This is a genomic window from Pseudorhodoplanes sp., from assembly GCF_050250235.1.
Taxonomy (GTDB): Bacteria; Pseudomonadota; Alphaproteobacteria; order Rhizobiales; family Xanthobacteraceae; genus Pseudorhodoplanes.
The window spans coordinates 1-13,836 of sequence record NZ_JBFWPA010000044.1 but is presented as its reverse complement, the minus strand read 5'-3'; the positions used below and the strand labels follow the sequence as shown (position 1 = coordinate 13,836).

Annotated in this window: 13 protein-coding genes; 7 read left to right on the top strand and 6 right to left on the bottom strand. The window is 63.7% G+C overall.

The window, feature by feature from the left end:
* Positions 1-110: 110 nt before the first annotated feature.
* Together AB7F49_RS19115 and AB7F49_RS19110 are read right to left on the bottom strand one after the other, a co-directional pair.
* The gene (locus AB7F49_RS19115; protein WP_428525207.1) at positions 111-692 is read right to left on the bottom strand and encodes a cupin domain-containing protein; all 582 of its coding nucleotides are present in this window, start codon (positions 690-692) and stop codon (positions 111-113) included.
* Between the two features lie 62 nt (positions 693-754).
* Positions 755-1,474, bottom strand: a complete 720-nt coding sequence (locus AB7F49_RS19110) for a dienelactone hydrolase family protein (RefSeq protein WP_428525206.1) — start codon at positions 1,472-1,474, stop codon at positions 755-757.
* Positions 1,475-1,541: 67 nt separating this feature from the next.
* On the opposite strand from AB7F49_RS19110, the gene AB7F49_RS19105 reads away from it, so the two are divergent.
* Entirely contained in the window at positions 1,542-2,474 is a 933-nt protein-coding gene (locus AB7F49_RS19105; protein ID WP_428525204.1) for a LysR family transcriptional regulator, read from the top strand.
* Between the two features lie 32 nt (positions 2,475-2,506).
* Here the strand turns inward: AB7F49_RS19105 and AB7F49_RS19100 are convergent, their stop codons facing one another.
* The 3 genes from AB7F49_RS19100 to AB7F49_RS19090 form a co-directional block, all read right to left on the bottom strand.
* Positions 2,507-3,676, bottom strand: a complete 1,170-nt coding sequence (locus AB7F49_RS19100) for an ABC transporter substrate-binding protein (RefSeq protein WP_428525202.1) — start codon at positions 3,674-3,676, stop codon at positions 2,507-2,509.
* A gap of 119 nt (positions 3,677-3,795) precedes the next feature.
* Positions 3,796-4,779: a dihydrodipicolinate synthase family protein gene (locus AB7F49_RS19095; protein WP_428525200.1), complete on the bottom strand. Its 984-nt coding sequence runs from the start codon at positions 4,777-4,779 to the stop codon at positions 3,796-3,798.
* The gene (locus AB7F49_RS19090) at positions 4,776-7,061 is read right to left on the bottom strand and encodes a xanthine dehydrogenase family protein molybdopterin-binding subunit (RefSeq protein WP_428525198.1); all 2,286 of its coding nucleotides are present in this window, start codon (positions 7,059-7,061) and stop codon (positions 4,776-4,778) included. The genes AB7F49_RS19095 and AB7F49_RS19090 overlap by 4 nt, the downstream gene beginning before the upstream one ends.
* Before the next feature lie 107 nt (positions 7,062-7,168).
* Between AB7F49_RS19090 and AB7F49_RS19085 the strand changes: the two genes are divergently transcribed.
* From AB7F49_RS19085 to AB7F49_RS19075, 3 genes are all read left to right on the top strand, one after another.
* Positions 7,169-8,086 carry a LysR family transcriptional regulator gene (locus tag AB7F49_RS19085; protein ID WP_428525196.1) on the top strand — a complete coding sequence of 306 codons (918 nt, stop codon included), beginning with the start codon at positions 7,169-7,171 and terminating at the stop codon, positions 8,084-8,086.
* A 180-nt stretch (positions 8,087-8,266) separates the two neighbouring features.
* Entirely contained in the window at positions 8,267-8,890 is a 624-nt protein-coding gene (locus AB7F49_RS19080; protein ID WP_428525194.1) for a carboxymuconolactone decarboxylase family protein, read from the top strand.
* 12 nt (positions 8,891-8,902) lie between these two features.
* Positions 8,903-9,463: a 3-hydroxyanthranilate 3,4-dioxygenase gene (locus AB7F49_RS19075; protein ID WP_428525192.1), complete on the top strand. Its 561-nt coding sequence runs from the start codon at positions 8,903-8,905 to the stop codon at positions 9,461-9,463.
* 159 nt (positions 9,464-9,622) lie between these two features.
* Here the strand turns inward: AB7F49_RS19075 and AB7F49_RS19070 are convergent, their stop codons facing one another.
* Positions 9,623-10,549, bottom strand: coding sequence for an AraC family transcriptional regulator (locus AB7F49_RS19070; protein ID WP_428525190.1), 927 nt, complete (start codon positions 10,547-10,549; stop codon positions 9,623-9,625).
* A 144-nt stretch (positions 10,550-10,693) separates the two neighbouring features.
* Between AB7F49_RS19070 and AB7F49_RS19065 the strand changes: the two genes are divergently transcribed.
* The 3 genes from AB7F49_RS19065 to AB7F49_RS19055 form a co-directional block, all read left to right on the top strand.
* A complete protein-coding gene (locus AB7F49_RS19065; RefSeq protein ID WP_428525188.1) occupies positions 10,694-12,160 on the top strand; it encodes a 4-hydroxyphenylacetate 3-hydroxylase family protein in 1,467 nt (488 codons plus the stop codon).
* A gap of 2 nt (positions 12,161-12,162) precedes the next feature.
* Positions 12,163-12,969: an aspartate dehydrogenase gene (locus AB7F49_RS19060; RefSeq protein WP_428525186.1), complete on the top strand. Its 807-nt coding sequence runs from the start codon at positions 12,163-12,165 to the stop codon at positions 12,967-12,969.
* Positions 12,970-13,182: 213 nt separating this feature from the next.
* A partial coding sequence (locus AB7F49_RS19055; protein WP_428525184.1) for a VOC family protein occupies positions 13,183-13,836 on the top strand: 654 nt, incomplete at its 3' end.

Sequence of the window (13,836 nt, the reverse complement as noted above, 5' to 3'; positions counted from 1 at the left end):
CGTCATCGAGGCGCGCGCCTGGTCGCAGCGCAGTCGTTGCGTAGGCGTCCCGCCTTCGCACACAGAGCCCGGCATGGGCCCGGTCCGCACCAACGATGCCGCGAAGTCGATCAGTCGCTGTGCGGCAGATTGCCTTCGACCATGTGGAACATCTTGCCGATCGGCTCTTCCCACATCAGGTTGCGCTCCATCGCCCGCGCCGGCATGTCCTGAATGACGTACTGGATTGCAGGTTCGGTGCCGGTATTGACATGCTCGTGCAACGCCCAGGGCGAGCACGCGAAGGTATCGCCCCGCGACCAGTCGAAGCGATGGTCGCCGACGATCGAATAACCTTCACCCTGGATGATATGGTACAGCGCGTAGGAGTTGTGACGGTGCGGCACGATATGCTCGCCCGGATTGATAATCTGCAGCCCGAGAAACAGCGACGGCAGAACGCCGCCGGCTTCGCCGGTATCGGCATTCACCAGTGACAGAAAGCGGCGGTCGGCGCGGCGCAGCTTGTCCTTCGCCAGTTCCTCTAGCTTGGGGCGCGCATCCGCCCAGCGCCAGATCGCGGGCCGGATATTCTTCTTCACCAGAAACGGATAATACTCGTCATCCGTCATCATCTGCGCCCAGTCCGTGCGCTCGGTCGGGCGGCGGTCGTGGCCTTCGATGGGAAGGGCTTTCTTCGGAACGCTCGTCATCTTTCCTCTCCGTGTTTCCTCTCTTGGACCTGGTCAGGTGAAGGCGTTCGCGCGCACTAGGCTCACGCGCGGCAATGCCATTTCAGGAAAGTCAGCGTGCGCTGCCAGGCTTCGGCCGCCGCGACCGGGCGATACACCGGCCGGAAATCCTCATCGAAAGCGTGAGGGGCACCGCGGTACAGATAGAATTCGTAGCTGCGGCCGCCGGCATGCAATGCATTCTCGAAGGCGGAAACGTCGTCGCAGCTGATCAGGCGGTCGGCGGTGCCGAAATGGCCGAGCAGCGGTACGCGCAGTGCCGCGGCGCGATCGAGCGGCGAGACCGGCTTGTTTGCGGAGGTCGCGGCGTAGCGGATCGATCCGTAATAGTCGACGGCCGCAGCGACGTCATCGGTCTCGCAACCGGTCAGAAAGGAATAGGTCCCGCCGATGCAGAAGCCGACGGTCGCAATCCGCCGTTCGTCGACATCTGGCCGGGTCCGCAACGCGCCGATCGCGCCCCTTGCATCCGACAGCACGCGCGCATCCGGCAGCGCCTCGACCGCGGCGCCGATCCGCTCCGGCGTCGATACATCGGGTGCCGCTCCCTCGCGCGCATAGTAATTCAGGACCAGGGTCGAAAATCCGGCGACTGCCAGACGTTGGGCGACCCGCACGATGTAGTCGTTGATGCCCGCGATGGCCGGGAACAGCAGCACCGCCGGGGCCCCATCGCCGCTCTCGGCCGGGAAAAACGGAGAGCTTAGCCGCTCCGCGCCGTTGAAAAAAACCAGCTCGGTCATGCAGGCTCCATGCCCGCGCGCTGTGACTTTGCCAATTCGCTATAATTGAATTATTAGTATTCACATTATGAATATACGAAACGTCGATCTCAATCTCCTCATTGTATTCGAAGCGGTACGGCGCCATCGCACCGTCTCCAAAGCCGCCAGCGCACTCGGTCTGCCACAGCCGACCGTCAGCAACGCGCTGCGGCGGCTGCGGGACATTTTCGACGATCAGCTGTTCGTTCGCGCGGCGGGCGGCGTGATGCCGACGCCCTTCGCCGAGCAGATATCCTCCCATGTCAGCGATGGCATTGCCGCCTTCGAGCGGACGCTGCAATTCAAGAACGAGTTCGACCCGGCACAGGCGCTGCGGCTGTTCACCATCCTGATGACCGACATCGCCGAAGCGATCATTCTGCCGAGGCTGCTTGAAGCCTGCCGCCGCACCGCGCCGGGCGTAAGCTTCCGCACCACACAGCTCCCGGCCGACGCCATTGTGCCGGCTCTCAGGTCAGGCGACGTCGATCTTGCCATCGGCTATATGCCGTCACTGCGGACCGGTCTGATGCAGCAGATGCTGTTCATGTCGGATTATGCCTGTCTGGCGAGTGCGCGGCATTCGACCATTCGCCGCCAGGTCACCGGCCAGATTTTCCGCAATGCGCGCCACGCGATCGCCGAGGCGCAGGGCACGGGCCATGATGTCGTGGAGAAGCTCTTGCGAAAGCACGGGCTCGATCGCCAGATCGGAGCGCGGGTCCCGCACTTTCTGGCTTTGCCGATGATTGTCGCGTCAAGCGACATGCTTGCAACGGTGCCCCGCCCGCTCGGAAAACTGATGCAGCAGATCGCCGATATCCGGATCTACAATCATCCGTTGCCGCTCCCGCAGATCGCCATCCGGCAATTCTGGCACGAGCGGTTCAACGACGATCCCGGCAACAAATGGCTGCGCGCCACCTTTCGCAAGGTGCTCGCGCAGCCGATGAAGGCCGACGACATCCTGCGGCTCTGACAAGCAGTCGGCAGGATGCCGGTCAGTCGCAGCTAGAGCTTGCAGTCCTTCGAATAGACATCGCCCTTGTCGGTGAAGACCTTGCCGGTGGTCTTGATCACCGGATTGCCGTCGGGGCCCTTCTCGACCTTGGTCGAAACCCAGTCCTGGACCGGATGCTGGTTCGGGCCGAACTTGAACTTGCCGCGCACCGCATCGAAGTCGGCCTTCAGCATGGCCTGACGGAATTTCTCGGTGTCCTTCAGGTCGCCGTTGACGGCCTTCAACGCAGCACCCATTGCCAGCGCGGTGTCATAACCCTGCCCGGCGTAATAGGTCGGCAAGCGGTTGTACTTCTTCATCCAGGCATCCATGAACTTCTTGTTGGCCGGATTGTCGAAGTCCGTATTCCAGTGCGCGGTCCCGTCGATGCCGAGCGCGGAATCTCCGAGGGCCTTGACGATATTCACGTCAACGCCCGGCGCCGCAACCACCAGCGGAATGGTGCCGAGCAGACCGGCCTGCTGATATTGCCGCGTGAAGGTGATACCGAGACCGCCGGGATGGAAATGAAACACCATTTCCGGCTTTGCGGCGCGGATCTGCGCCATTTCCGGCGCGAAGTCGGTCTGGTCGAGCCGCGTGTAGATCTCGCCGACAATCTCGCCCTTGAAAAAGCGCTTGAAGCCCGCGAGCGCGTCTTTCCCCGCCTGATAGTTCGGCGCCAGAATGAATGCCTTCTTGTAGCCGAGATTGGTGGCGTGCTGGCCCGCGCTCTCATGCAGCGTATCGTTCTGCCAGGAAGCCACGAAATAGTTCTTGTGGCAGTCCTTGCCGGCGAAGTTCGACGGGCCTGCATTCGGACTGACATAGATCGCGCCGGCGTCGAGAATGTCGGGCACGGTGGCGCCTGCGACGTTCGAGAACACGATGCCGGAAAACAGCTTGATACCGTCGGTCTTCAGCATGCGGTCGGCAATCTGCTTGCCCTGACCCGGCTTCAGACCATCGTCTTCCACCATCACTTGCACCGGCACGCCGCCGAGCTTGCCGCCCTCCATCTCGACCGCGAGATTGAAGGCATCGCGGATGTCGGCGCCGATATAGCCCGCGGGTCCCGACAACGTGGTGATGAAACCGATCTTGACCGGTTGCTGTGCAACGGCGCCCGTCGCAAGCAATGCCGACAGCGCCGCTCCGGCGCCGAACCTTGCAAATCTCACTAGTCCCTCCTGTGGTGGTGCATCCGTCGATGCCAAGGAGGCAGACGACGAAAACGATGGTTGCGCGATTGTGTCCTTCTGCACGCAGGCGTCAAGCAACCTGCGACCGAACCCGCTGGTCAGGCCGCTGTCGATTTGAGGTTGTTAGCAAGTTTCAAGCCACAGCCCGCGATTGCCGCGCGGACATTGGCCTTCTCGGCTTCGGTGAGTTCCAGCATCGGACGGCGCACCGGCCCCGCCGCCTGGCCGAGCAGCGACTGCCAGTATTTCGCATGCGCGTGCGGCTTCTCGGCCGGGCGCGTCTTCCTGAAGGCCTCGCGCACCGGATTGAGGCTGTCGCGAATCTTGCGCGCACCGGTGGCGTCGCCCTTGAAGGCGAGATCGGTGTATTCCCGGATGCGCTTGTCGGCCGCGGTCTGGAACAGATAGGGCGGGTTCGAGCACAGATAGAGCCGCCAGTTCAATTCCAGGATATTGTCGAGCCACTCTTCTTCCGAGGCGGTCGAAACCAGAATCTTGTCACCGGCGAGCTTGGTCAGCTTGGCATACATTTCACGCGGCACCGAATACTTGATCGCGACGACGGTCGGCAGTTCGGCGATCCGCGCACACAGCTCCGGGCTCATCAGATAGCCGGAATCCGGATGGCTCCACATCGCAATGCCGATATTGGTCTGCTCGCTGACGTATTTGTAATACTCGTACAGGGTCTGGTCCTGCGCCTTGAAGAAATGCAGCACCGGCGCGTGCACCACGATGTAATCGGCGCCGATCGCCTCGGCGTGTTTCGCAAGATCGATCACCACGTCCATGTTCTGGTCGGAGCAGGACATGATGGTCTGGAAGCCATGCTTCTTCGCAGCGTCCACCGCGATCTCGAACGTACGCTTGCGCTCCGGCACCGACATCGAGAAAAACTCCCCCTGCTTGCCGGCAATGAACACGCCGTCAATGCCGAGATCGTTCTTCCAGTGCGCGAGATTTCCCGCAAAACCCTTTTCGTCGATCTGGTAGTCCTGTGTAAACGGCGTCAGCGCCGCGGCCCACACGCCCTTCATGTGCTCGCGGGAATAGGCCTTCGCGTCGTTCCTGCCGTATTTCATCGCTTCGTTCCTTCTTCCGTCATTTTGTGTTCCATCGCCGACCAGAGCTTTTCGCCGCTCAGCGGCATGTCGAGATGCGTGACGCCGAACGGCATCAGCGCGTCGACTGCAGCATTCACGATCGCGGCCGGCACGCCGACGCAGCCGGCTTCGCCGATGCCCTTGGTGCCCAGCGCATTGAACGGGCTTGGCGTTTCGATCTTGCCGAGCACCAGTTCGGGGATATGGACCGCGCGCGGTATGGCATAATCCATGAAGGAGGCGGTCAGTAGCTGCCCATCGTCATCATACACGATCCGCTCCAGCGTCGCCTCCCCGACGCCCTGCGCGAGGCCGCCGATCATCTGGCCCTGCGCCAGCATCGGGTTCACGATGGTGCCGGCATCGTCGATCCAGACGATGCGTTCGAGCATCAGCACGCCGGTCTCGCGGTCGATCGCCACGGAGGCGATGACGCAGCCGCTCGACCAGGCCTCGCCTTCGGCCTCGTAAACCACCGGGGTGCAAAGTCCCTTGCCGAACTCCGCCGCAATCTCGGCGTCGGCCTGCGCGATACGGGCGAGGTCGCGCCAGGTCAGCCCGCGCCGCACCGGGATCGCAGTCTCGAAGCCGCTCTCGGTCAGCGTCAGATGATCGGGGTCTGCCTGCAACAGCCGCGCCGCGCACAGCCGCGCCTTTTCGCGGAATTGCTCGGCCGCCTGCACGAGCGCGCTGCCGCCGATCGGCGTCGAGCGGCTTGCCAGCGCGCCGATACCCGCGGGGCAATTCGCGGTGTCCCCGTGATCGACCGCGATCCGCTCCGGGCGCGTGCGCAGCACATCGGCGACGATCTGCGCATAGGCGGTCTCCCGCCCCTGTCCCTGTGCGCTCGAACCAGTCGCCGCAACGATGCTCCCATCCGGGTCGAGCCGGACCTCCGCGCTCTCCCAGCCGTGGCCGCAGGGCTCGGTATAGACCGCGATGCCGATGCCGCAGACCTCGCCCGCCGCGCGGCGCTCGTCGCGCATCCGCAGCGCCTCGTCGTAGCCGGCTTTCTCCTTCGCCAGTTCCAGAAGCTGCGGATAGTCGCCGGAATCGAGAAACGATCCGGTCGCTGTGCGATACGGGAAGGCATCGCTGGGGATCAGATTGCGCCGGCGGATCTCCGCCGGGTCAAGGCCAAGGGTCAGCGCCGCCTTGTCGGCCAGCCGTTCCATCAGCATCGCGGCTTCCGGCCGGCCTGCTCCGCGATAGATGCCGACCGCCGCGGCGTTCTCGGCGCGGCCTTCGAGCACGATGTCGACATTGGCGCAGACATACGGCCCGGGCAGGCAGCGCGCGGCATTCTTGCCGGGCACCGCCGCGCTAAAGGGCAGCCAATGCCCGAGCGGATAATCAAGTTTGGCGCGCAGACCGAGAAATTTGCCGTCGCGATCCAGCGCCAGTTCGCCCGAAACGGTCGCGCCGCGACCCTGTGTGGCGGCGAGGAAATCCTCGGTGCGCGAGCCGCGCCACTTCACCGGCCGCTTCAGTTGCACCGACGCCAGCGCGACCAGCGCATCCTCGGGGTAGATCGACGCCTTGCCGCCGAAAGCGCCGCCGACATCGGGCGCGACCACGCGGATTTTTTTCTCGGACAGATTCAGGATCGCAGCGAGATCGCTGCGCGCGCGATGCGGCGTCTGGGTCGACAACCACACATTGAGCATCTGCGCGCCCTCATCCCAGAACGCCATCGCGGCGCGCGGCTCGAGCGCCACCGGCGCCACGCGTTCATGCGCGATCGTGACGCGCACGATCTGTGCGGCCGAGGCAAAAGCTTCTGCAACATCGCCTGCCCTGTGTTCATGGCGATAGACCGGCTCTTCATCGTCCCAGAGAGGCACCGGCTCGATCTCGGCATGGATCAATTCCGCCGCATCCGCCGCAATCGACGCCCGGGTCGCCACCACCGCGGCTACCGGCTGGCCGACGGCATTGATCTCGGCCACCGGCAAGACTGGAAACGGCAGCATACGCATGTGCGGCAACACGCGGTTGACGGCGGCATGGCCAAGCGTTCCGGGCTCCGGTGCCTTCAGCACCGCGACCACGCCGGGCATGTTCTCGGCGTCAGTGACGTTCAGGCTGACGATCAACCCGCGCGCATGGTTGCTGCGGGCAAACTCCATGAACAGCGTCTCGGGAAGCCGCAGGTCGTCGACGAACCGGCCTTTGCCGGTGACAAGCGCAGCATCCTCGAATCGGCGCAGCGGCTGGCCGACCCACTGCGTCCGTAACACCTGGTCCCGCGTGCGATCCATGCGTGAAGCGCCCTGCCCCGCCTGTTTTTCGGCGGGCGGCGACAGTTTCGGACCATGGCATTCATTAAGCAAGATGACATTATCATATCTATTGATATCATGAGGTTATGAATATCACGCTCCGGCAAATCCAGGCCTTCAGGACCGTTGCGGAATTCGGCTCTTTCACCCGCGCCGCCGAACGCCTGAAGGTGGCGCAGCCCGCGCTGTCGCTGTCGATCCGCGAACTGGAGCGCGAACTCAATCTCCGCCTGTTCGACCGCACCACGCGTCGCGTGGAACTGACCGGGGCGGGCCGCGAGTTCCTGCAATCGGCCGACAAGCTCCTCGCCGATCTCGACCGCGCGGTGCGGGACGCGCGCGACCTGTCCGAGAAGAGGCGCGGCCGTATCGTAATCGCCGCGCCGCCCCTGCTTGCGGCCATGATCGTGCCCGCCGCCATTGCCGAGTTCAACACGGCGTTTCCGGGCATCGATGTCGGACTGGTCGACGCCCGCAACGACCAGATCCTTGATCGCCTGCGGGCAGGCGACGCCGATCTCGCCATCGGCACCTTCGACGAACGCGCCGACGGCATCCGCCGCGAGATACTGGCACAGGATGCGCTGGGGCTGTTCTGCGCGCGCCTATCGCCGCTTGCCAGGAAGCGACGGATGCGCTGGGCGGACCTGCTAGACCAGAAGCTGATCATGCTGACGCGCGATTCCTCGATCCGCGCATTGGTCGAGCGCACGCTGGCGCAGGCCGGTCATGATGCCGGAAAGCCACTTTACGAAGTCTCGCAAATGACCACCGCCGTCATGCTGGCCGAGGCTGGCCTCGGCGTCACCGTGCTGCCGGCCTATGCCTGGTCGTTCGCACGCGGACGCGATGTGGTGTTGCGGCCGCTCACCGACCCGCAGGTCACTCGCAACATCTATCTGATCCAGCCGGACGGCCGCTCGCTCTCGCCCGCGGCGGAAGGATTCGCGCGCACCTTGCGTCAGCAGACCCGCTCCGCAATCGCCAGGGTTGTGACCCGCTAGCGGATTTTATATTCCAAACATATCAATCCATAACATTTTGTCGGCTTGCAGAATGAATGCGGGCGGGGTGTGATAACCTGATTTCCGCGCGTCCCCGCGAAGGCAGGACCCAGAGCCAAAGAACTGGATGTCCGCCGTCGCGGACATGAGCGGAGTTTATGCAGCTTTCGGAGCATCAGCATGGCCCGCATCGAACTCGCCGACCGCAATGCCCTGCCGGAGGAGTTCAAGGAGCGGTTCGACGTCATCGAGAAGTCGAACGGCTATATTCCGAACAGCTATATGCAGCTCGCGCATCGTCCGCCGATTCTCAAGGCGTTGATGGATCTGTCCAAGGCCGTGATCCGCGACGAAGGCACGCTCGACCGCGGCTTCCGCTTCCTGATCGCCTATATCTCGAGCCGCACCGCCGGCTGCCAGTTCTGCCAGGCGCACAACATTTCCAGCGCATCGCGCTGGGGCATCTCCGACGACAAGCTCAACGCGATCTGGGATTACGAGACTTCGCCGCTCTTCACCGACGCCGAGCGCGCGGCATTCGATTACGCACGAGGCGCCTCGGTGGTGCCAAACGCGGTGACCGACGAGATTTTCGCGCGGGTGAAGCAGCACTACACCACGCCGCAGATCGTGGAGATGACGGCGGTGATCGCGCTGTTCGGCTGGCAGAACCGCTTCAACGATACGCTCCATACCGATCTTGACCAGCATACCCTCGACTGGGCCGCGCAATTCGACCTCGCCGACAAGACCGGGTGGGATCCGTCGGATCACATTCCGGGCTCACCCGACAAAGCCGCCTGAAGGAGCCACGCCATGGCACAAGCTGCAGCCGTCCAGAAAGCCGAAGAGACTTCCGGCCCCACCGCGTTCAACCTGATGAAGTGGATCGCCGAAAACCCCGACAAGCTCCGGCCGCCGACCGGTGCCAAGACCGTGTTTACCGGCGACGACTTCATGGTCACCGTGGTCGGCGGGCCCAATGCCCGCACCGACTATCACGTCAACCCGACCGAAGAATTCTTCTTCCAGCTCAAGGGCACGGTAAAAGTCCGCATCCAGCACGAGGGCAAGCCGCACGACATAGTGCTGTCCGAAGGCTCGATCTATCTCCTGCCTGCCAATGTGCCGCATTCACCGATGCGCGGGCCGGACACGGTTGGGCTGATCGTCGAGCGCATCCGCAAGAACGGCATGATGGATACGCATCGCTGGTACTGCGAGAAATGCAACAACGTGCTGTTCGAAAAGACCGTTTCGATCGAGGTTCTGGAACGCGACATGCCGCCGGTGTTCGACGCCTATTACGGCGATCCGGAGAATCAGCGCTGCAAGAAATGCGGCCACGTCAATCCGGGCCGGCCGTCAAAGGGGTAGCTCGGTCTCGCGTCCCGGGCGCAGCGCATCACGCAGCGACGCGCTGCAGAACCGGGACCCATGTTCCGGAATTATTAAATGTGTTGCCTCGCTGGGTCCCGGCTCTGCGTCGCACCATTCACTTCGCTCATGCTGCGCCGCGTCCGGGACACGAAAGCTTCAATGCCTCATCCGCTTCACCGTGTCGGAAGGCTTTTCCCCGAACCGTGCCGTATACGCTTGCGCGAACCTGCCGAAATGCGAAAAGCCGAACGCCAGCGCCGTCTGGGTAACACCCTCACCGGCCAGCAAGGCGGCACGCGCCGCATCGAGCCTGATATTGCGCGAGAATTCCGACGGGCTGCAGCCGCGATGGCGCCGGAACCCTTGTTGCAACGCGCGTTCGCTGACGCCGGTCACCGCGACAAGTTCGTTCATGCCGATGCTTCTCGCGTCATGTGCGCGGATATGCGCCTCGGCGCGCTGGAGATAGCCGGGCGCATCAGCACCCGTCTGCGGGCGCGTCGCGACCAGGGCGGAGAGCAGCAAATCCTCCATCTCCCGCCGCAGCCCGGCATGCGCGCTCAGGCCCCGCCCATTGGCGAGGTCGCGGCACAGATGCGCAATGAGCCCAATCAGACCGTCCGCTTCGTCCATCGGCGAGGCAATTGGTGCGAACCGGATGGGACTTGCCGCATGCGCGGCCAGCCGCTGCCGCGGAATCTTGATCATCAATTGATGCGCATCCGAGCTCCAGGTCTTGCGGTAGCGCAGGCCCGGATTCATCACGAACAGCGTGCCGGGCTTGAGCGCGATCTGGAAGCGGTCGGTGCGGAAGCCAACCTCCCCGTCGAGCGTGAGCTGCGCCACATAACAGTCGAGCGCTGGAGCCACGACCTCGACCGCGGTGCCGTAGCGCAGCATGCCGAGCGAGGTGTCGCACAGCTTCGCCTGCCGGTGACTGAAATCGACGCGCCCGGCGGACAGCCGCAGGTCATGGTCGGCGAAGATCGCGGCGAGATGCGAGCGCGCGATATCGGGCCGCGTGGTGCGTGTGGCCGGAAGCAGACGGTCGAGCTCGCGCAGATGCGGTATGTCGTAGGCCATGATTCTGGTCTTTCGCGGAGCGTTTCGCGGAAATTCTTGCACGGATCATGCCTGCGGAATCCGGACAAGTCATGCGGCTTGCGGCTAGCGGGCGGCCGGTTCCGGCGCTCTGATGGGGCAAACCGCCATCGGGACCCGAACACCATGCTCAAATCCGGCAAGGACTATCTGGAAGGCCTGCGCGACGGCCGCACCGTCTATATCGGGCGCGAGCGGGTCGATGACGTCACCACGCATCCGGCCTTCCGCAATCTCGCGCGCGCCTTTGCCGACTTCTACGACCTGAAGCGTGATCCGGCCCAGCGGGAGGCGCTGAGCTACGAGGAGGACGGTGACCGACACTCGATCTATTACCTGAAGGCGAAGACGAAAGATCAGCTCGCCGCGCGCTCGAAAGCGCACCGTATCCTGGCGGAGCCGAGCTTCGGGCTGCTCGGCCGCTCGCCCGACTATATCGCGAGCTTCGTCACCGGCATGAACCTGAAGCCAGAGCTGTTCGGTCAATATGCCGACAACGTGCGCAACTATTTCAAGTTCATGCGCGACAACGACATCTTCGCAGCCCATGCGATCGTGTCACCGCAGGCGTCGCGCGACCCCGACTTCTTCCAGAGGAAGAACCTGCCGAACCCGGCCTGCCGGGTGATCGCCGAGAAGGACGATGGCGTCGTCATCTCCGGCATGAAGATGCTGGCGACCGGATCGGCGGTCGCCGAGGAAATCTGGATCGGCAACATCCTGCCGCTGTCGCCCGAGGCGAAAGCGGAATCCGTCACATTTGCCGTGCCCTGCAACGCACCGGGCGTATCGCTATGGTCGCGCAAGCCGTTCGCGCCGGCCGCGCAATCCGAATTCGAGGCGCCGCTCACCTCGCGCTTCGACGAGGCCGACGCCATGGTGATGTTCGACAACGTGAAGGTGCCGTGGGAGCGCGTATTCGTACACAACGATCCGGCGCTGTCGCGCGGCCTCTATATCGAGACCGCCGCACATGCCTATGGCAACCATCACTCCAATGTGCGGCTGATGGTGAAGATGCAGTTCCTGGTCGGGCTGTGCAGCCGCATCGCGCAGGCAAACGGCGCGGCGGAGGTGCCGGCGGTGCGCGAAAATCTCGGCCGCCTCGCTGCCCTCGAGGCACTGCTGGAAGCCATCGTCGCCGGCCAGATCGAGGCCTGCGAGGAATGGCCGGTGCCGGGCCATGTCACCTTCAACCGCCGCATGATGTATGCCGGTCTGAACTGGGGCGTGGAGAATTACTCCGCCGTCATCGATACGCTGCGCGAACTCTGCGGCGGCGGCATGCTGCAGATGCCGGCGGACGGCTCGGTGCTCGAAGATGGCGAACTCGGCGAACAATTCCGCACCTTCTGGCAGACGCCGCATATGAGCGCGCTCGACCGCATGAAACTGTTCCGGCTCGCCTGGGACATCGTCGGCTCCGAACTCGGCGGACGGCATCTGCAATACGAGAAATTCTTCCCGGGCGCGTCCTTCGTGGTGCGCAACCACAACTATCGCGAGGCGCCGTGGAAGGCATGGCAGGATCGCATCGACACGATCCTGAGCCGCATGACGCCACCGAACGAACCGGCTGAAGCAGCGGAGTGATCATGCAAGGGCGTTTGCGTGTCGTTTTCATCGGGTTCGGCGCGATCAATTCGCGGGTCGCCGATCTGCTGAGAACGCGTAACGCGCCCGTGGACATCGTGGCCGTCGCCACGAAAGACGATCCGGTGGAGCGCGCGCGCATCCCGGGGGGCGTGCCATTTCTCGCCGCGCCATCGGACCTCGCCGCGCTCAGGCCCGATCTCGTCATCGAAGCCGCCGGCCGCGCCGCGATCGACGCGTGGGCACCGGCCGCACTGGCGGCAGCGCCACGCATGATCATCGCCTCGACCTCGGCCTTCTGCGACGATGTGCTTCTGCCGCGCCTCGCCGAGATTGCGGAGCGGCATGGCAGCCGCATCCTCATTCCGTCCGGCGCGATCGGCGGGATCGATGCGGTCGCGGGCGCGGCGGTCCTTGGGCTGGACGCGGTCACGCACCGGATCGTCAAGCCGCCCGTCGCCTGGAAGGGCACGCCGGCGGAAAAACTGCTCGCACTGGCATCCCTGCACGAGCGCACGGTTTTCTTCGAAGGCAGCGCGCGCGAGGCGGCAAGCCTCTATCCTCAGAATGCCAACGCCACCGTCGTCACCGCGCTCGCCGGAATCGGGCTCGATCGCACCCGCGTCGAACTGATCGCCGATCCGGCGGTTCGGCTGAACGGGCACACCATCACCGCCGAGGGCGCATCCGGCCGCATGACCATCACGCTGGAGAACAACCCGCTGGCGACCAACCCGAAATCCTCCGAACTGACGGCGCTTTCGCTGGTGCGCCTGATCGAGCAGCAGACCCGGCCGGTGATGATCTAGTGGTTCTGTCATCGCCCGCGAAAGCGGGCGATCCAGTAAACACCGCTGCTTCAATGATGACTGGATGCCCCGCCTGCGCGGGGCATGACGACAAATGCGGCAATGCCTTGCGTAACATCAAATCCCGCCCGCGCAATCGACGCTATTTCATCCGCTGCCGTTCAAGCCTATAATGCATTCAATCGAATGTATCGGAACATTGCGGAGGCAATCATGGCAAGGCTGCGTCACTTTGCGGTCTGCGTCGGCGACCTCGACAAGGCGGCGAAATTCTATGCCGACGTCTTCGGCATGAAACGTCACGGCCGCGAAGACCTGCCGATCGGCTCGGCGGTCTATATGGGCGACGGCGCCATCAATCTCGCGTTGCTGAACTTCAAGGGCAGCAGGGGCCACGATTTCGGCGACAAGCCGGAAGGCCAGATCGGCGCCAACCATTTCGGCTTCCAGGTCGAAAGCATGAAGGACACGCAAGCGCTGATCGAGAAGCACGGCGGCACCTTCTTCTTCGACCTCGGCGACGAGCGGAAGGGCAATTTCGAACGCAAATTCAAGGACCCCGAGGGCATCATCTTCGACATTTCCGAGAACGGCTGGGTCGGCACCGACGGCCGCAAGATCAAGGCCGATCCCGCGCATGCCTTCCTCGACGAGACGCTGGTGCCGCAGGACAATCTCAAGGGCCGCATCAAGCACATGGCGCTGTTCGTGCGCGATCTCGAAAAGCAGGCCGCGTTCTACCAGGCGGTGTTCGGGCTGAAGCATCTTGGATACGACCATCAGCCGATGGGCTCGGCGGTCTATCTGACCGACGGCACCACCAATCTCGCGCTGATTTGCCCCAGCATGCCGGCCGACAAGTACAAG